The organism is Thermomonas sp. XSG (assembly GCF_014678725.1).
Taxonomy (GTDB): Bacteria; Pseudomonadota; Gammaproteobacteria; order Xanthomonadales; family Xanthomonadaceae; genus Thermomonas.
In genome coordinates, this window is record NZ_CP061497.1 from 67,052 (window position 1) to 84,044 (window position 16,993).

Annotated in this window: 18 protein-coding genes; 8 read left to right on the top strand and 10 right to left on the bottom strand. The window is 67.1% G+C overall.

The features are described 5' to 3' along the window. Positions 1–6 precede the first annotated feature (6 nt). The 3 genes from ICG51_RS00305 to ICG51_RS00315 form a co-directional block, all read right to left on the bottom strand. A complete protein-coding gene (locus ICG51_RS00305; RefSeq protein ID WP_190281017.1) occupies positions 7–1,071 on the bottom strand; it encodes a cyclic GMP-AMP synthase DncV-like nucleotidyltransferase in 1,065 nt (354 codons plus the stop codon). Next, positions 1,058–2,179, bottom strand: coding sequence for a patatin-like phospholipase family protein (locus ICG51_RS00310; protein ID WP_190281018.1), 1,122 nt, complete (start codon positions 2,177–2,179; stop codon positions 1,058–1,060). The genes ICG51_RS00305 and ICG51_RS00310 overlap by 14 nt, the downstream gene beginning before the upstream one ends. 156 nt (positions 2,180–2,335) lie before the next feature. Next, entirely contained in the window at positions 2,336–3,415 is a 1,080-nt protein-coding gene (locus ICG51_RS00315; protein ID WP_190281019.1) for a site-specific integrase, read from the bottom strand. Between the two features lie 103 nt (positions 3,416–3,518). On the opposite strand from ICG51_RS00315, the gene ICG51_RS00320 reads away from it, so the two are divergent. The 3 genes from ICG51_RS00320 to ICG51_RS00330 all read left to right on the top strand — a co-directional run bounded on the left by ICG51_RS00320 (position 3,519) and on the right by ICG51_RS00330 (position 6,982). Further along, positions 3,519–4,472: a DNA-binding protein gene (locus tag ICG51_RS00320; protein WP_190281020.1), complete on the top strand. Its 954-nt coding sequence runs from the start codon at positions 3,519–3,521 to the stop codon at positions 4,470–4,472. Between the two features lie 376 nt (positions 4,473–4,848). After that, the gene (locus ICG51_RS00325; protein WP_190281021.1) at positions 4,849–5,082 is read left to right on the top strand and encodes an MbcA/ParS/Xre antitoxin family protein; all 234 of its coding nucleotides are present in this window, start codon (positions 4,849–4,851) and stop codon (positions 5,080–5,082) included. 484 nt (positions 5,083–5,566) lie between these two features. After that, positions 5,567–6,982 carry a deoxyribodipyrimidine photo-lyase gene (locus ICG51_RS00330; protein ID WP_190281022.1) on the top strand — a complete coding sequence of 472 codons (1,416 nt, stop codon included), beginning with the start codon at positions 5,567–5,569 and terminating at the stop codon, positions 6,980–6,982. On the opposite strand, the gene ICG51_RS00335 is transcribed toward ICG51_RS00330, so the two are convergent. The 5 genes from ICG51_RS00335 to ICG51_RS00355 form a co-directional block, all read right to left on the bottom strand. Next, positions 6,983–8,269 (bottom strand): sensor domain-containing diguanylate cyclase, encoded by a 1,287-nt coding sequence (locus ICG51_RS00335; protein ID WP_223809480.1) that lies wholly within the window; start codon positions 8,267–8,269, stop codon positions 6,983–6,985. After that, positions 8,257–9,021, bottom strand: coding sequence for an EAL domain-containing protein (locus ICG51_RS00340; protein WP_190281023.1), 765 nt, complete (start codon positions 9,019–9,021; stop codon positions 8,257–8,259). The genes ICG51_RS00335 and ICG51_RS00340 overlap by 13 nt, the downstream gene beginning before the upstream one ends. A gap of 79 nt (positions 9,022–9,100) precedes the next feature. Further along, positions 9,101–9,775 (bottom strand): NAD(P)H-binding protein, encoded by a 675-nt coding sequence (locus ICG51_RS00345; protein WP_190281024.1) that lies wholly within the window; start codon positions 9,773–9,775, stop codon positions 9,101–9,103. Positions 9,776–9,786: 11 nt separating this feature from the next. Further along, positions 9,787–10,041, bottom strand: coding sequence for a DUF2256 domain-containing protein (locus ICG51_RS14455; protein WP_345776104.1), 255 nt, complete (start codon positions 10,039–10,041; stop codon positions 9,787–9,789). Next, entirely contained in the window at positions 9,938–10,663 is a 726-nt protein-coding gene (locus ICG51_RS00355; protein WP_190282291.1) for an SDR family oxidoreductase, read from the bottom strand. Before ICG51_RS00355 ends, ICG51_RS14455 begins: the two co-directional genes overlap by 104 nt. Positions 10,664–10,731: 68 nt before the next feature. Between ICG51_RS00355 and ICG51_RS00360 the strand changes: the two genes are divergently transcribed. From ICG51_RS00360 to folE, 4 genes are all read left to right on the top strand, one after another. Further along, the gene (locus ICG51_RS00360; protein WP_190281026.1) at positions 10,732–11,382 is read left to right on the top strand and encodes a lipocalin family protein; all 651 of its coding nucleotides are present in this window, start codon (positions 10,732–10,734) and stop codon (positions 11,380–11,382) included. Beyond that, positions 11,379–12,140, top strand: a complete 762-nt coding sequence (locus tag ICG51_RS00365; RefSeq protein WP_190281027.1) for a hypothetical protein — start codon at positions 11,379–11,381, stop codon at positions 12,138–12,140. The genes ICG51_RS00360 and ICG51_RS00365 overlap by 4 nt, the downstream gene beginning before the upstream one ends. After that, on the top strand, positions 12,137–13,666 hold the full coding sequence (locus tag ICG51_RS00370; protein ID WP_190281028.1) for a cryptochrome/photolyase family protein: 1,530 nt from the start codon (positions 12,137–12,139) through the stop codon (positions 13,664–13,666). The genes ICG51_RS00365 and ICG51_RS00370 overlap by 4 nt, the downstream gene beginning before the upstream one ends. Positions 13,667–13,770: 104 nt before the next feature. Next, complete coding sequence (gene folE / locus ICG51_RS00375) at positions 13,771–14,490, top strand: GTP cyclohydrolase I (RefSeq protein WP_190281029.1); 720 nt, start codon at positions 13,771–13,773, stop codon at positions 14,488–14,490. Positions 14,491–14,583: 93 nt separating this feature from the next. Here the strand turns inward: folE and ICG51_RS00380 are convergent, their stop codons facing one another. Both ICG51_RS00380 and ICG51_RS00385 read right to left on the bottom strand, forming a co-directional pair. Continuing rightward, positions 14,584–15,258: a ChrR family anti-sigma-E factor gene (locus tag ICG51_RS00380; protein WP_190281030.1), complete on the bottom strand. Its 675-nt coding sequence runs from the start codon at positions 15,256–15,258 to the stop codon at positions 14,584–14,586. After that, positions 15,255–15,830, bottom strand: coding sequence for a sigma-70 family RNA polymerase sigma factor (locus ICG51_RS00385; protein ID WP_223628095.1), 576 nt, complete (start codon positions 15,828–15,830; stop codon positions 15,255–15,257). Before ICG51_RS00385 ends, ICG51_RS00380 begins: the two co-directional genes overlap by 4 nt. A gap of 197 nt (positions 15,831–16,027) precedes the next feature. On the opposite strand from ICG51_RS00385, the gene ICG51_RS00390 reads away from it, so the two are divergent. Beyond that, positions 16,028–16,993 carry an acyl-CoA desaturase gene (locus tag ICG51_RS00390; protein ID WP_190281031.1) on the top strand — a complete coding sequence of 322 codons (966 nt, stop codon included), beginning with the start codon at positions 16,028–16,030 and terminating at the stop codon, positions 16,991–16,993.

Here is a 16,993-nt window from a genome sequence, read left to right on the forward strand (position 1 = left end):
ATTTCATCAGGCGAAGCCCGAGGACTTGTTCGGCACCACCGGGCGGCTGGGGAAAGTGAGGCCAGCGGCAGCGGCGGCGGCAGGCTGGAGCAGGGACTTGGCCGCAGCGGCGTCCTTGGCGATCTGGGCGCTGAAATAGTCCGTGTTGAACACCTTGTCCCAGGCGTCGCCCGCCTTCTTGCGCGTGCAGTCGTATTCGTCGAGAACTTTTAGTGTCTCCAGTGCCTCGCCCAGGCAATCGCGGAAGAAGATCACGCCCTCGTCGCCTTCCTCCGCGAGATTCTTGTCCGCATACACCGGATGGCCGATGCGCTGACTGAAAACCAGTTGCGCCTTGATCGCCTTCCAAGTGTCGCGCAGGGCGTCATCGTCCCGGCCGAGACGTGCCACGAAGTGGTCTACGACCAGTTTCGAAATGCAGATGCCGCTGCTGGTCTTTTTCTTCCAGGCAACGCGGCTGCGGGCCATCTTCTTGGTCAGCTTGGTGATCCGCCGCAGTTGGCTGGTATCGGACTGTCCCGCCTTCAGTTCCGAGCCGACCGCATCGTTGTACCAGCGCGTCACCTTGCGGGCATCCGACTTGACCCAGTCATCGCCGCTGGCCAGTTCGTACTCGACGACCTCGTTGCCCCAGAAATCCTTTGTGCAGATCGTGCGGTAGACGGGGATGTCGATGTGGTAGCCGTCCGGATACTGCTGGCGCACGCAATTGGTCTTGACCATCGCGTCGTAGGCCAACCGGTCGTCCTTCAGCGCGTTGCAGGCCCGGGTGCGGGCCTCGCGTGCGCCGAGGTAGTTGCCATTGGCGTCCTTCAGGTCTTCCTTGTCGAAATACACGCCATCGTCGATGTCGTAGTCGCAGGCATCATCCTGGACCATGGTGCGCATCGCATAGGAGCCCTGCGAGCTGAACTCCTTGGGCAAGGGATGGCCGGCCTTGGCCAACCCGTTCTTGAGGCGCGTGCGGCCGCTGTCGCGGCGGTTGCGCATCTCCGTCTGGTCGTCGTTCGAGAGATTCACCTCGTCCGCGTGATACCCCTTCATTTCTTTGTTGCAGTCAATGGTGGTCATGGGCTTGTGCCTCGGGCTGCTGGCGACTGGGATCGGACGCGCCCGCCAGTGCAGTGCGGAACGCGCTCATCCGATCGTCTGATTCAGTCGTCGCCCAGGCGAAATGGACGTCGGAGATGGCTTGCCGGGCGAGCGCGTTGAGTACCTTGGGACGCGCGTCGTCCATGTTTTCCAGATACCTGTGGAGCTCGCCGGACGGGCATTGCGCCGGCAGCCGGTAGGCGAAGCTGCCGTGCCCCCGCAGCTCCGCGATCTTCTGCGCGAGGTAGCCGTATGCGACCGCCTGTGCGTTTATGCTCGCGGCGATGGCCTTGAGGCCGCTGTCCCAACCCAGCGCCCCGCGGTGCAGTTTCTTGGCGCTCTTGAGTTCTTCGCCGCCCTGTACGGGAAGCGTGCCGAGCATGTACAGGTGGATCGGGCGATCGGCCTCGCCGCGCCGCTGAAGGATCTCGTGCGCTTCGATCATGCCCACCGCCCCCGGGTTGTTCGCCCACAAGCCACCGTCCACGTAGTCGACGGTGGCCTTGCCGCCACCGGGTTCGGTCAGGCGTGCGATCGATCGCAAGATGGGGGCAGCGCTGGTCGCCATGCAGGCGTCCACCAATAGCCGCTCGTTGTCGCGCCCGTTGAGACGGTCCATGTGCGGGGTCTTGAACACCACAGAGGCATGGCGGTTCAAATCCACCGTGGTGATCGCCAAGCCGATGCCGCGGCGCGCGTAGACCTGCCCCATGGTCTCGGTGCCGAAGGCATCGGTAAGCACGGCATGCAAGGCCCGGTCGCCGGCGGCAAGGCCGGAGAACAGGCCTCGGACGTATTTGCCCAGCTTCGGCACTGCCCGCAGCCGCTGCCGCGGGAAAATCTCCCTGCCATGAACTTGGTACAGCGCCAGCACCTTGCGGAGCGGGATGCCCGCTGCCAGGGCGCAGGCGACAATCCCGCCGGTACTGGTGCCCACCAGCAAGTCGAATGCCCGGCCCGGATCGATCTCTCCAGTACCTGAGACGCGGAGCCGCTGCGCGAATGTGTCGAGATACGTCGCCTGGTAAACGCCGCGCATCCCGCCGCCGTCCAGGCACAGGACTCGAAATGGCTCGGCAGTCCCCATATATGCACCCACGCTGGCTCTTTGACCACCAGATATGGGCCACGGCGCACGTTTTCAAGGGGTTCAGGATGGCGGACTTGCTGAAGGCCGCCAGCTAGATCCTGCACCGACTATGGCTGTATGGGCTGCTCCGGGTCGTAGTGGCCGGAGCGGAGGTCACTTCAGCAGGCGCGCTGCAGGATTTTCCTCGGCCGCGCCTACTTGAAAGTACCCAATCACGCTGGCCACTGAACGATGCTCGGTCATTGCCATCACCGCCGGCAGTGACACACCTTGCTTCCCGGCCTCGGTCACAAACCCCGATCGCAGGCTGTGTGCCCCAAAGTCCCCCTCCAAGCCCGCCAGGCGAGCCCGGCGCTTCACGATTTCGGCCACTGAGCCCGGGAGCAGGCCAGGGCCGACGCGATCTTTCCAGATCCGCCGGAAGATCGCCCCTTCGTGAATATCTGCCGCATCGAGCCAAGCCGCGAGCGCTTCGGCGCTGCGCCCCAGGATCGGTTTATCCGGCGTCGAATCCGCTTTTACCCCCGCCTGCTGGGTCTTCGAGTACTCCAGCCGGTAGATGTAGCCGTCCTCGCCGACCTTGCGCAGGTCGCGCATGTCCGCGGCGGCGATCTCGCTACGTCGCCGCCCGCCACTGGCAAACCCGAAGCAAAGCAGGGCACGGTCACGCAGGCCGTCCAGGCTGTCGTCGCAGGTGGCCAGCATGGCCTCCAGCTCGGTGCGGGTGATCGCGGTCTTTTTGGTGGGACGCTCGCCGCGTTTGACTGAGGCTCGACGGGCACGGCTCAACAGTGTTCTGACGCTGGGCAGTTCGCAGGGGTTCGCCAGCCGCTTGAGCTTATGTGCGGTCGAGAGCACCGCGACACGCTGAACTACGGTCGACAGCTTCAACGGCCCGACCTTGGCCTTGAGCCCGGCGGCCACCAAGGCCTGATCGAGTTCCGGCGGCAGCTCGCTAACTAGCCCGGTCTTGCCTTTGCGCTGGATGTGGTCGACCAGGAACTGGATCACCACGGCTTCGCTAACAGGCAGCGCCAATTCGACCCCGTAGCGGCCCTGGTGCCAGCCAGCCCAGTAGCGCAGGGCCGTCGCGTAGCTGCGGGTGGTGTTGGCGGCAGCGGCTTCGGCCAGCAGTTCACGAACCGCATTGGCGGCATTCTGGGCCAGTTGTTCTGGCAGGACCAGGCTGGTAGTCGTCGCAGCGCTGGCCGGAAGTGTGCTATTACGTTTCATACTATGTAATGGATGCTACGGAATAGGGCATCTACTAGCGATAATCATCACTTATCGTGAGTACGGAATCAACAGAGTAGGGCGGCCGCGTAGGAGGCGTTTCATGGCTCGAGGCATCACCGAAATCGACGTGCACACCGCCGCCGACGCGTTGGTCGCGGCTGGCGAACGCCCAACCGTCGAGAGGATCCGCGCACACCTCGGCACTGGCTCACCGAACACCGTGACGCGCTGGCTGGAGACCTGGTGGCAGGGACTCGGCCAGCGTCTGGACGGTCATCAGGCGCGCTTGGCCGTGCCAGAGGCCCCGGAAGCGGTCGCCCGGGCGGCGGGGCAGTGGTGGGGCCTCGCGCTGGAAGCGGCCAAAGCGAGTCTTGAGGAGAAGCTTTCGGTCGAGCGCGCGGCCCTCCAGGCCGACCGAGATGCCCTGCTGAAAGATCGCGAGGCGCTGGATGCCGAAGCGACAACACTGCGGAGCGAAAATGAAACTGCATCGACTGCGAAACGACTCGCCGAGGCGCAATCGACAGAACTTGCGAGGCTTGTCTCGCGTCTCGAGGCCCAGATTGAAGAAACTACCCTTCAGCGGGATGCCGCCATTGCGCGAGAGGCTGAGATCGTGGCTTCCCGGCAGGCGCTCGAACAACGGTTCCAGGCGCTTCAGACAAGCGCCGATGCGGAACGTGAGGGATTCCTACAACACATCCGCGCTGTCGAGGATCGGGCTAACGCTGAGGTCGATCGCACGCGCCAGGAAGTGAAGGAGCTGAAGATCCAGCAAATTGAACTGGTGAAGGCACACACTGCGGCCGACAAGGCCATGCAACTACTACTCGACCAGGCGAAAGCGGAATCCAAAGACGCCCAACAAGAACTGAGTCTTCAGCGCACGCGTACGGAGGCGGCGGAAAGTCGTCTTGGCCAGCTCCAGGAGGTGTCCGATGCTGTGGAGGCCGCTATACGTCGGGCGAGAGCGTCATCGGGATCCGCAGCTGGACGAAAGAAGACTTTCAGCCCATCACCAAAGAAACGATCTAAGATTGCCGGGAGTAAGTAGGGTATCGCCACATGACCCTTCAGCTTCCTCCAGACACACCCGCCTCAGCGGCACGGCGCCGTGCGATCTACGGCATTTGGCAGTCTGGGAAACCATTGCACGGAAGCAGCCAGACCTCGAATGGCTCTCTGGCGAGGATCAAATCTTGGCTGTTTGGGTTCACGAGGAAGCCAAACACCGGCACCCCGACTTCCAACGAAACAAATCCATCAGGCTGGCTAAAGGTGGAGTGGCTTTACGCGCGCCATGTACCGTTGGATGGTAGGTCGGCTGCGGAATGCTTTCAGGCGGAACCCACACGCATTGCGGCGCTCGCGAGGCAAGAATTCGCGCTAGATCACTTTGCGCAGCGACAGGATCAGGTACGGCAATATCTATGAGCAATCTCACGTCCGAAATGCGCCAACTGCTGCAGATCGTCCACGGCATGGTTAAAGCACAGGATCATGTGCCGCAGGATTTTGACGCGGAAGCATGGCTTTTCAGATGGGTTGAAAGACCTCAGCCTAGCCTTGGCGGCAAGACGCCTAAAGAGGTTCTCGGGACCTATGGTGGCCTGGAAGTGGTTCGCCGTCTTCTGGGTGCGGCTGCTAGTGGTGCCTATCAATAGAAGACGTAAGCGTCTATCGAAAATCACATGGATCAGGGGCGCAGCTGTTTGCGTTGCACCCGGATGCCCCATGAACGCGAGCGTTGGACTGTGGGGACAATTACGCACTTCATTGGGGGGTGTTTTCGCGGCTGCGGGCCTTGGTTGACCGCGTCCAACACCAGGACAATGAGGCGACCGCATGCGAGCAGAAGTCATTTGTCTGGCAAGCCTGAATCCCCTGAAGAACCGATCCAGGCACTCGCGTCAGCAAAGTTGTGACAATCGCGAGCGGCGCAGTGGAGTTGTGACAAGGCCGAGAACGGGCCGATAAATCACAGTTTTACCGAGCCCGGTTCCCGGTTGCCACGCCGTCATGGCGCCAATGAGCCTCATTCATAACTTCGCATAATGCATATTATGTAAAATACGGAATGGGCATGCATCGGTTACGCCCCATTTCGCGTATATAGCCGGTCCTCTTTGAAGCAGGCTCGATCCCCCGATGTCCACGGCCCTGGTGCTGTTCCGCCAAGACCTCCGCCTGAGCGACAACGCCGCGCTGACTGCCGCGTGCCTTGCCCATGAGCGCGTGCTGCCCGTCTACGTGCATGCGCCGGCCGAGTTGGCCCCCTGGGAACCCGGTGCGGCCAGTCGCTGGTGGTTGCATCATTCGATCGAGGCATTGCGCGGAGCTTTGGCGGCGCAAGGCGGTGACCTGCATGTGGGCGTCGGCGACACGCTCGGGCAGTTGCGCGCGCTGATCCGCGCCAGCGGCGCCACCGAGGTCCACTGGAACCGCCGCTACGAGCCCGCCGGGATTGCCGTTGACACCGCCCTGAAGGCGGCGCTGCGCGAGGACGGCATCACCGTGCACAGCCACGCCGGCGCGCTATGGAACGAGCCGTGGACGCTGGCCACCGATGCCGGCCAGCCGTATCGGGTGTTCACCCCGTTCTGGCGCAAGCTGCGCGCTGGCCTGCCTGATGCGGCACCGCTGCCATCGGCGAGCGCGCGGGAGTGGCTGCGACTGCCGGGCAGCCTGCCGACGGACGCTCTTGGCCTGTTGCCTGCGATCCGCTGGGACGCCGGCCTGCAGTCCAGCTGGACGCCGGGGGAAGCCGGTGCAAAGGAGCTGCTGGAGGTCTTCGCCGACGATGCCGTGTCGGATTATGCGAAAGGCCGCGACCTGCCGGCGCGCCACGGTACCTCGCGTCTCTCGCCGCACCTGCATTTCGGTGAAATCACCCCGGCGCAGATCCAGCGCGTGCTGCAGGACCGTGCCGCCTGCACAGACGCCCGTAAACGCCCCGACCTCGAACCCTATCTGCGCGAACTGGGGTGGCGCGAATTTGCCCACCACCTGCTCTATCACTTCCCGCACACCCCGGAAGCCAACTTCAACCCACACTTCGATACCTTCCCGTGGGCCGCTGCCGACGGCGCGCTGCTGGACCGCTGGCAGCGCGGCCGCACCGGCATTCCGCTGGTCGATGCCGGCATGCGCGAGCTGTGGCACACCGGCTGGATGCACAACCGCGTGCGCATGGTGGTGGCCAGCTTCCTGACCAAGAACCTGCGCCAGCACTGGCGGCATGGCGCGCACTGGTTCTGGGACACGCTGGTGGATGCCGACCTGGCCAGCAACACCTTGGGCTGGCAGTGGGTGGCCGGCTGCGGCGCCGATGCGGCGCCCTACTTCCGCGTGTTCAACCCGTACCTGCAGGCGGCGAAGTTCGACCCGGACGCCGCTTACCTCAAGCGCTGGCTGCCGGAGCTGGCGTCGCTGCCGGCGAAGGCACTGCACGAGGCATGGCGCCACCCGGCTGCGCTTGCCGCGAAGGGCTACCCTGCTCCGATGGTCGACCTCGGCGCCTCGCGCGATGCCGCGCTGGCGGCTTGGGGGGCGCTGACCGCCTGATCAGTCGGGATCCGCAGCCTCCACCCGGTTGCGGCCACCGCTCTTGGCGCGGTACATCGCCTCGTCCGCCCGCTGCAGCAGCGCGCCAGCGGTTTCCCCGGCTGCCAGCTGCGCGACCCCCAGCGACACCGTGACCGGACCGGCCGCCGGAATCCCGGCACGCGCCACGCCGGCGCGCAGGCGGCCGGCCAGCTCCATTGCCTGCGCGAGCGCGCATCCGGGCGCCAGCACCAGGAACTCCTCGCCGCCCCAGCGGATCGCCAGGTCATCGCCACGGATGCCCGCCTGCAGGACTCCGCCGACCGCGATCAGGGCATCGTCGCCCGCCTGATGACCGCGCGAATCGTTGATGTGCTTGAAATGATCCAGATCGGCCAGGATCACGCTGAAAGGCTTGCCTGCAGCCTGCGCATCGGCGATCAGTGCCTCAAGCATCCGCGTACCGGCCAGCCGGTTGTACAAGCCGGTCAGGGCGTCGCGGCTGGCGATTTCAAGCAGGTGGCGCTCGCGCTCGACCCGCTCGCTCACGTCCTTGCCGGTGCTGATGTAGTGGGTGATGCGCCTGGCACCATCGAGTACCGGCGAGATGCTCTGCTCGACATAGAACGGGCTGCCGTCCTTGCGACGGTAGGTGAACGTGGCGCGGAACGCCTTGCCTTCGCGCAGGGAGGTCCGCAGGTTGCGGTAGAACATCGGGTCGCGATGGGAGGGATACAGCATCCGCGCGGACTGACCCAGGATCTCGTCGGCGGCATAGCCGGTCAGGTGCCGGAATGCGTCGTTGACGAACACCACGCGGGTATCGCGGTCGGTGATCAGGATCGGGTCCAGCGATGCATGCAGGGCCTGCAGCAACAGCCGGCGCTCCTGCTCGCCGGCGATGCGCGCGGTGATGTCGTTCTGCACCGAGACGAAGTGCCGGACCGTGCCGTCTGCGTCGCGGACCGGGGCGATCGACCATTCCACCGTGTAGGCGCGGCCATCGGCCCTGTAGTTGACTGCGCTGGCCGAGAACGCCAGGCCCTGGCGCAGATGCTCCCGCAACGCAGCGAGCATCTTCCGGTCGGTGCGCGGGCCCTGCAGGATGCGCGGCGACTTCCCGACCAGCTCCTCCAGCCGGTAGCCGCTCATCCGGCAGAAAGCGGGGTTGGCGTGCACGATGAACGGCCCGCCTCCCGCAAGGTCGGCATCGGTGATGAGCACGGCGTTGGTGGCCTGCATGAAGGCCTGGCCGAACACGTTCGTCGGCTCGTATCCGGTCGCGGCGGCGCCTGTCATTCCGGCCATGGAATATCGCCGCCCGGCGTGACCGCCTCGAACAGCGGGCGGCCGAACCAGTAGCCCTGCATCAGCTCGATGCCGAGGTCGCGCAGGCAGCGCATCTCGTCTTCGGTTTCGATGCCCTCGGCGATCACCCGGATGCCCAGTTCCCGGCACATCGTGGACACCCCCGCGACGATCGCGCGGCGCGGTTTGTTGGCGTCGATCCCGCGCACCAGCGCCATGTCCAGCTTGACGATATCAGGCTGGAAGTCGGCCAGCAGGTTGAGCCCTGCGAAGCCGGCCCCGAAGTCGTCGATCGCGGTGAGGAAGCCGATGCGCTGGTATTCGCGCAGCACCTCCGACAGCCACATGCCGTCGTTGACCTGCTCGCCCTCCACCGTCTCGAAGATGATCCGGTCGATCGGGAAGCGGTGCGTACGCGCCGCCACCAGGGTGGAACGGATGCACAGCTCCGGGCGGTAGATGGCATTGGGCAGGAAATTGATCGACAGGAGGGACTGCATGCCCAGTCGCGAGGCGATCTCGATCGCCTTGCCGCGACAGGCCTGGTCGAACTGGTAGCGGTTGCCATCGGTGATCCGCGACAGCACCGTCGGCGCCGGCTCGCCGGCTGGCCCGCGCACCAGCGCCTCGTGGGCGAACACTTCGCGTGTCGCCACGTTGACGATCGGCTGGAACGCGTAGCTGAAGTCGAAGTCGAGGGGCGCCGCATCCCGGCACAGTCCGCAACCCTCGCGTAGTTCCTTTTCCTGCATGCGGCTTGCTCCCGTCGGGATGGTGGCTTCAAAGCATACCCGAGGGTGTATGCGGCCCTCTGCGGGCGCACGCACGTGATCAGCCCGATGCGCGGGCGGCGCGGGTGATGCCGGCGTTCTCGATCACCGCAGGTCGCCCGCGGTCGTCCAGGACCAGCCGCAACATGCACTCCCCGATGGCCCGCGTGCTGGTGAACACGCCCGCCAGGCAGCGCCCGGCCACGGCCAGTACCGGAGCAGCCAGCGCATACAGCCAGCGCCGCAGCCGATGCGGCGAGGCGATCCCGGACAGCGGCCGCACCACGCCGGGGCGGAGGCTGGTGTGGGCAAGACCCGAATGGGCCAGCGCCATCTCGGCTTCACCCTTGATCCGCAGCGGCATGAGCCGGCTGGCGGGATCCGCGCCCATGCCGGATATGTACGCGACGAAACCCCTCGGGTTGGCGGTGGCGTAGGCATCCACGACCCGCGCCAGCGTGGCCACGGTGGCCTCGCTGTAGGCGGCTTCGGTCATTCCCAGCGGCAGTGGCCCCGCGCAGTACAGGCAGGCGTCCAGGCCGGACAAGTCCAACGCCGCCAGCGCGGCGGCGGAAAACCCGGGCGCCCGCAGCACCCGCAGCTTCGGATGCGCAAAGGAGAATGGGCCCCGCACCAGCGCGGTGACCTCCGCGATATCGGAAGAGCCCAGCAGGACTTCCAGTACGCCCTGCCCCACCAGACCGGTCGCACCGACCAGCAGCACCTGTTTGCCCATCGCCCGGCTCCTCACCTGCGCCCCCGGCAACGCCGGGAACAGTAACGCACCGCATCCCAGTCGCGCGTCCATCTGCGCCGCCACTGGAACGACAGGCCGCAGGTTGCGCACGGCTTGCGTGGCAGTTCGTGCCTTCTTCGCATGCGCGGCATGGATGGCGACCTATTTGCCTGCCACCGCGCCGCGGCCACCATCGACCCCGAGCACCTGGCCGGTGATCCAGTCGGCCTGCGAAGACAGCAGGAACGCCGCCGTGGCGGCCGCATCCTCCGGCGTGCCCAGCCGGCCCATCGGATGCGCCTCCGCGATTGCCTCGCGCAGGCGCTGGCTGCCGAGGATGCGCTGCGCCAGGGGGGTGTCGGTCAGCGACAGCGCGATGGCATTGATGCGCACTGCGGGCGACAACACCGCCGCCAGCGAACGTACCAGCCCGTCCACGGCGGCTTTCGCCATGCCGATGGAGGTGTGCATGGGGAAGCCGCGCCCGGCCGCCACCGAAGAAAACAGCACGACCGCGGCGCGCTTGGGGGCTGCGCGCAGTGCCGGCAGCGCGGCCTGTACCGCCAGCGCCGCACCGGATGCATTCAGGCGGAAATCGCGATCGAAATCCGCGGCGCTCATGCGTTCGAACGGCTTCAGGTTGATGCTGCCGATGGCATACGCCAGGCCGGACAGCGCCGGCCCGGCGTCTTCTGCCACCTGGGCGAATGCGTCGGGCTGCAGCACGTCGACGGCGGTGAAGGTCGCACCCAGTTCGTCGGCCAAGGCTTGCAGGCGCGCCGCGTCGCGGGCAACCAGATGCAGGGCGCGACCCTCGCCGGCCAGCCGGCGGCACAATGCGCTGCCGATGCCGCCGGTGGCCCCGTACACCAAGTATTTCTCCGCCATCAGCTTCACCGGTCCCGCGTTCCGTAATGGGCTCCGATACGGACGCTGCCTGCGATCGGATGCACGCCGTGCAGGACGCCCTCCTGCATCCGGACGGCGCGGGCCTGCGTATAGGCGGCATCCCCTTCGATGTCGATCCTCCCATGCGCAGCCTCGCCACCTCCGCCCTGCCCCTGCTGCTGGCAACTTTGTTGAGCGGTTGCGCCGAAGCGGGCACGCCCATCCAGACCGTGCACAACGTTGACCTGCCGCGCTTCATGGGTCGCTGGTACGTGATCGGCATCATCCCGACCCATTTCGAGCGAGGCAGCCACAACCCGGTGGAAACCTACCGGCTCGATCGCAAGGGCAATGTCTGCACCTGGTACCGCTATCGCCCGGACCGCTTCGACGCCCCGGTGAAGCTGCTGAAATCCACTGGCCTGGTGGTGCCGGGCACCGGCAATGCCGAGTGGAAGGTGCGCTTCTTCGGGCTGTTCAAAGCGCAGTACAAGGTTGGCTGGCTGGCTCCGGACTACAACCAGGTACTGATCGTGCGCGACGCCCGCGACTACCTGTGGTACATGGCGCGCACGCCCACCGTGGCGGAAAGCGATTACCAAGCCATGCTGGCACGGGCCGGCACGCTGGGCTACGACGTAGGCCGCATCGAGCGCGTGCCGCAGCGCTGGCCCGAGACCGACGCCGGCCGCGACACCTTCGACGGGGACTGCGAATGAGGTTCCTGGTTCTCGCGCTGGCGCTGGCGATGCCGCTGGTCGGCTGGCTGTCGAACACCGGCCTGCTGGGGCCGACCAACGGCGAGATCTCCGACCGCTACCCCACGTTGATCGTCGCGGCCGGCTACGCCTTTGCCATCTGGGGGCCGATCTTCCTGCTCGACGTGGTGTTCGGCGTCGCCCAGGCCCGCGTGCGCGAGCCGGGCACGCGCCTGCTGCGCATCCGCGTGCTCACCGCGGTGGGCTTCGCGCTGACCTCGCTGTGGATGGTGGTGTTCACCCTGCAATGGTTCTGGCTGGCGCTGGCGATCATCTGGGGCAGCCTGTGGTGCCTGCTAGGCGCGGCGTGGCTGGCCTCGCAGACCCGGCATCATCGCCGCGGGCCGTGGTGGCAATGGCTGCCGCTGTCGCTGCACGCGGGCTGGGTTTCGCTGGCGGTGTTCCTCAACGTGGCGCAGGTGGTGGTTGCATTCCGGCTGCTGTCCGTCGAGCGGATGCTGCCGTGGACGCTGGTGCTGTTCGCGCTGGCCGGCGTGCTGTTGCTGGTCATGGTGGTGAAGCTGCGCGGCAATCCGTGGTACGCGCTGGCAGCCGTGTGGGGCCTGCTGGGCGTGCATGCCAAGCAGCAGGCGTCCGCGCTGCCGGGCGCCGACACGGCGGCCAGCGTGGCGATGGCGATGGCGGTGCTGGTGGCGCTGACCGCGCTCGCCGCAGGTGTCACGGGCTGGCGCACGCGCCGCACTCTACGCACGGGATGACCTGCCTGCGCCTAGTCCTGGGCGACCAGCTGGACCCTCGGCACCCCTGGTTCGACGCGGCGTCGCCGGATGTCCTGTACGTGCTGATGGAGGTGCGGCAGGAAACCGACTACGTGCTGCATCACGCGCAGAAGATCCTCGCCATCTTCGCCGCCATGCGCCGCTTCGCCGACCGGTTGCGCGCGGCGGGCCACCGCGTCGTCTACCTGCAGATCGACGATCCGGACAACCTGCCCTCGCTGACCGCCAACCTCGATCGGTTGATGGCGCAGCACGGCGCCACCGCGTTCGAGTACCAGGCGCCGGACGAATGGCGGCTGGATGAGCAGCTGCGCGACTACGCCGCGGACCTGGAAATCCCGGCGCGCTGCGTGGACAGCGCCCACTTCCTGACGGCGCGCGACGAAGTGGCGCGCTTCTTCGGCACGCGCAAGCGCTGGACCATGGAGCTGTTCTACCGGCACATGCGGCAGCAGCACGGCATCCTGCTGGAGCCGGACGGCGGTCCTCTGGGCGGGCGCTGGAACTTCGACGCCGAGAACCGAAAGCCCTGGCGCGGCGACCCGCCGGAACCGCCGGACCTGCGGCCGGTGCATGACCACCGCGCCCTGTGGGCGAGCATCGAAGCCGCCGGCGTCGCCAGCTTCGGTGACCCGTCGGCGGACGCCTTCCGCTGGCCGATCGGCCGCGAGGAAGCGCTGGGCCAGCTCGACGCCTTCGTCGAGCACGCGCTGCCGCACTTCGGCGACTACCAGGACGCGTTGAGCAGCCGCGCGGCGCGGCTGTTCCACTCGATGCTCTCGTTCGCGCTCAACGTGAAGATGCTGTCGCCGGCCGAGGTGATTGCCCGGGTGGAAGCCGAAGGCCGCGCCGGCCGCGCGCCGCTGGCGGCGGTGGAGGGCTACATCCGCCAGATTCTGGGCTGGCGCGAGTACGTGCGCGGCGTGTACTGGGCGGGCATGCCCGCCTACGAGGCCAGCAACGCCTTCGGGCACAACCGCCCGCTGCCGGAATGGTTCTGGACCGGGCGCACCCGGATGGCCTGCGTGCGCAGCGCGATTGGTCAGTCGTTGGCGCACGCGCACGCCCACCACATCCAGCGGTTGATGGTCATCGGCAACTTCGCGCTGCTGGCCGGGCTGGACCCGCAGGCGCTGCATCGCTGGTACCTCGGCATCTACATCGACGCCTTCGAATGGGTGGAACTGCCCAACACCGTGGGCATGAGCCAGTTCGCCGACGGCGGCCTGCTGGCGACCAAGCCCTACATCTCGTCGGCCGCCTACCTGTACCGCATGGGCGACCATTGTGGCCAGTGCCATTACCGCCGCGACGCCCACACCGGCCCGCGCGGCTGCCCATTCAACGCCCTCTACTGGGACTTCCTGGACCGCAACGGCGAGCGGCTGGCGGGCAACCCGCGGCTGGCGATGCCCTACCGGCAGCTGGCGCGCATGCCGGACGCGCGCCGCGAGGCGCTGGCGGAGCGTGCCATGCAGGTGTTGGCCGACCTAGACAGCCTCTGACCCCGCTGCATCCAAACCGGATCGCGCGGCGTAAGCACTGGCACGCGCTGCGCCCGGCAACGGCCCTGCGTCGCGTGCCCTCCCCCTGCCTTCGAGGCCGCCCCATGTCGCATCCCCTGCGGGAACCCGCCCCCATCCAGCGCCTCGCGTCGCTCACCGCATCGCAGCGCGTCCGCGAACGCCTGCGCAGCGCCGGCACCCGCTTCCACGCCAACGACAACATCGCCGACTACCTCGAGGACGGCGAGCTGGAGGCGATCGAAGGCGAGGTGGCCGCCAAGGCGCAGGAGATGCTGCGCGCGCTGGTCATCGACGTCGACAACGACCACAACACCCGCGACACCGGCCGCCGGCTGGCCAAGATGTTCGTGCGCGAACTGTTCGCCGGACGCTATCAGCACGCGCCCGCGGTCACCGAATTCCCCAACGCCGAGCGCCTGAACGAGCTGATGATCGTCGGCCCGCTGCGCGTGCGCAGCGCCTGCTCGCACCACCTGTGCCCGATCATGGGGCGGGTCTGGGTGGGCGTGCTGCCCGACGCCGACTCCAACCTGATCGGCCTGTCCAAGTACGCCCGCCTGATCGACTGGGTCATGAGCCGGCCGCAGATCCAGGAAGAGGCGGTGAGCCAGATCGCCGACCTGCTTGAGCAGCGGCTGAAGCCGGACGGAATCGCTGTGGTCATGGAAGCCGACCACTACTGTATGCACTGGCGAGGGGTGAAGGACGACGAGTCGAAGATGATCAACAGCGTGATGCGCGGCCGCTTCCTGGCCGACCCGTCGCTGCGCAAGGAATTCCTGTCGCTTCGCCACCGCGGCTGACCGGCGCCCACTTCGCCAAGACGGACGGCCCGCATCTCGCGATGCGGGCCGTTTCCTTTTGGGACAGGAGAGGCGTTCGGCGGTGGGCCGGGGTTACAGGCCCACCATCGGCTGCAGCTTGCGCGCCAGCCAGCCGCGGAATTGCAGCGGGCCGTCCAGCGCCGCCACGCAGATGCAGGGCACGCCCGGCGAGGTCACCGGCTGGTGCTCGATGTCGCTGTCCAGGTCGGCCATGTCGCCGGGGCCGAAATGGCCCAGTTCGTCGTCGTAGGCACCCTTGAGGATCTGGGTCAGCTCGCTGCCGCCATGGCTGTGCACCGGCATGCTCTTGCCCGGCGCGATCCTGAGCAGGATCAGGGTATCGCCGCTGCTCCGCGGCGCCCGGATCATGTGCACGCCCGGTGCCATCCAACGCCAGCGCAGCGCCTTCCAGCTCTTGCCGAAATACGGCTGCAGCGGGCGGGGCAGCGCGTCCAGCGAACGCGGGGCATTGGTGGTTTCGGACGGGTCATTTGCCGCCGCGGGCAGCGGCTGCTGCAAGCGGGCCAGCATGTCCTCGCGCAGGCGTGCGGCCTGCTGCGGCTCCGACGCCGCGGGTTGCTGCTGCGAGAGCAGCACGCCGCCGACACGCTCGGCCGCTGCCAGTTGCTGGCGGCAGTAGGCGCAGCCTTCCAGGTGGGTGTCGGCAACCGCCGCCATTTCCGGCGACAGCGCGCCGGCGGCATGGCTGACCAGGGTGGCCGGATCGAGGTGATGGCGCGGGGTCATGTGGCCTCCTGCACGCCCGACTGCAGGCGCAGGAAGGCACGGCGGATGGAGGATTTGACCGTGCCCAGCGGCATCCCGAGTTCATCGGCGATCTGCTGGTGGGACTTGGCTTCGAAATAGGACATGCGGATCAGGCGGGCTTGGGTCGCGGACAGGCGCTCGATGCGTTCGTTGAGGTCGGCGTGGGCGGCAAAGCTCTCCGCGGAGGAGAACGCGGGATTGTCGGTTTCCGCCTCGAACTCCAGCGGCTCCATGTCCACGGCGATCCACTGGTTCTCCCGGCGCAGCCGGTCGATGTGCAGGTTGCGGGCGATCCGGAACAGCCAGGTGGCCAGCGAGCTGCGGGCCGCGTCGTAGCTGTCGGCGCGTTGCCACAGCCGCAGCAGTGCTTCCTGCGCCAACTCCTCGGCAACTGCTTCGCGCGCGCCCAGGCCGCGCAGGTACAGCCGCACCCGCGGGGCGAAGTGGTCGTAGATCCGCATGAAGCAGGTCTGGTCGCGGCGGCGCGCGACCGCCTGCATCTGCCCGGACCAGTAGCCCGGGTCCCCGGGGCTTGCTTCGGCGATGGACATGGATCTGGCCGCCTCGAAGGGCGACAGGTTTCCGCGGTTGGGGTCGGAACGCATGGTAGGGCAAACACGGCCAGCTGGGACGGACACCAGCCTCTACGGTCGCCGCCGCCGATTGGATGCAGCGAAACCGGCAGGCCCGGCTGCATCCATTCCGCGTGCTGTCGCGTAAGGGCTGCTATCCGAAACGGAAGCCCGCGATGCCCCAGGACCCGGCACCCCTCCCCTCCCGAGCCGACAACGCCCCCGCGCGCGCGGCCCGGCGCAGCCTGCTGCAATGGTTCGACAGCGCCGCCGTGCCGGCTGCCGGCGGCGCCGACGCGGACCGGGTGGACTGGCTGCGGGTGCTGCCGTTCGTGTTGCTGCACCTGGGCTGCATCGGGGTGCTGTGGGTCGGTGTTTCGCCGATGGCGGTGCTGGTCGCCGCCCTGCTCTACGTCGTGCGGATGTTCGCCATCACCGGCTTCTACCACCGCTACTTCTCGCATCGCGCGTTCCGTACCTCGCGTCCGCTGCAGTTCGTGTTCGCACTGATCGGCGCCGCCAGCGTGCAGCGCGGGCCGCTGTGGTGGGCAGCACACCATCGCCACCACCACCGCCATTCCGATACTGCGGACGACCTGCATTCGCCCCGCCACGGGTTCTGGCGCAGCCACATGGGCTGGTTCCTGACCCGGCGTGCGTTCGCCACCGACCTCAGCCGGGTGCCGGACTTGGCGCGGTTCCCCGAACTGCGCTGGCTGGACCGCTATGACGTGGCGGTCCCAGCCGCGATGGCGGTGGGTCTGTATGCGCTGGGCGCACTGCTGGAGCGCTTCGCGCCGACGCTGGGCACCAGCGGGCTGCAGCTGCTGGTCTGGGGCTTCTTCGTGTCCACCGTGGTGCTGTTCCACGCGACGGTGACCATCAATTCGCTGTCGCACCGCTTCGGCCGCCGCCGCTTCCCGACCAGCGACGACAGCCGCAACAACCTGTGGCTGGCGCTGCTGACCTTCGGCGAGGGCTGGCACAACAACCACCACTTCTACTCCAGCAGTGCGCGGCAGGGATTCCGCTGGTGGGAGATCGACCTGACCTGGTACGGCCTGCGGCTGATGGCGCTGCTGGGGCTGGTGCGCGACCTCAAGCCGGTGCCCGAGTGGGTGCTGGCGAAGGCGGAGCGCTGA

Bases quoted from the DNA above. Each gene is read 5' to 3' on its own strand.
- ICG51_RS00340 (WP_190281023.1), bottom strand. From the start codon at position 9,021: ATGCAGGAAAAGGAACTACGCGAGGGTTGCGGACTGTGCCGGGATGCG.
- ICG51_RS00385 (WP_223628095.1), bottom strand. From the start codon at position 15,830: ATGTCCATCGCCGAAGCAAGCCCCGGGGACCCGGGCTACTGGTCCGGG.
- ICG51_RS00345 (WP_190281024.1), bottom strand. From the start codon at position 9,775: ATGGGCAAACAGGTGCTGCTGGTCGGTGCGACCGGTCTGGTGGGGCAG.
- ICG51_RS00390 (WP_190281031.1), top strand. From the start codon at position 16,028: ATGCCCCAGGACCCGGCACCCCTCCCCTCCCGAGCCGACAACGCCCCC.
- ICG51_RS00335 (WP_223809480.1), bottom strand. From the start codon at position 8,269: ATGGCCGGAATGACAGGCGCCGCCGCGACCGGATACGAGCCGACGAAC.
- ICG51_RS00315 (WP_190281019.1), bottom strand. From the start codon at position 3,415: ATGAAACGTAATAGCACACTTCCGGCCAGCGCTGCGACGACTACCAGC.
- ICG51_RS00305 (WP_190281017.1), bottom strand. From the start codon at position 1,071: ATGACCACCATTGACTGCAACAAAGAAATGAAGGGGTATCACGCGGAC.
- ICG51_RS00365 (WP_190281027.1), top strand. From the start codon at position 11,379: ATGAGGTTCCTGGTTCTCGCGCTGGCGCTGGCGATGCCGCTGGTCGGC.
- ICG51_RS00325 (WP_190281021.1), top strand. From the start codon at position 4,849: ATGAGCAATCTCACGTCCGAAATGCGCCAACTGCTGCAGATCGTCCAC.
- ICG51_RS00320 (WP_190281020.1), top strand. From the start codon at position 3,519: ATGGCTCGAGGCATCACCGAAATCGACGTGCACACCGCCGCCGACGCG.
- folE (WP_190281029.1), top strand. From the start codon at position 13,771: ATGTCGCATCCCCTGCGGGAACCCGCCCCCATCCAGCGCCTCGCGTCG.
- ICG51_RS14455 (WP_345776104.1), bottom strand. From the start codon at position 10,041: ATGCGGCCGCCACGGCGGCGTTCCTGCTGTCTTCGCAGGCCGACTGGA.
- ICG51_RS00370 (WP_190281028.1), top strand. From the start codon at position 12,137: ATGACCTGCCTGCGCCTAGTCCTGGGCGACCAGCTGGACCCTCGGCAC.
- ICG51_RS00355 (WP_190282291.1), bottom strand. From the start codon at position 10,663: ATGGCGGAGAAATACTTGGTGTACGGGGCCACCGGCGGCATCGGCAGC.
- ICG51_RS00310 (WP_190281018.1), bottom strand. From the start codon at position 2,179: ATGGGGACTGCCGAGCCATTTCGAGTCCTGTGCCTGGACGGCGGCGGG.
- ICG51_RS00380 (WP_190281030.1), bottom strand. From the start codon at position 15,258: ATGACCCCGCGCCATCACCTCGATCCGGCCACCCTGGTCAGCCATGCC.
- ICG51_RS00330 (WP_190281022.1), top strand. From the start codon at position 5,567: ATGTCCACGGCCCTGGTGCTGTTCCGCCAAGACCTCCGCCTGAGCGAC.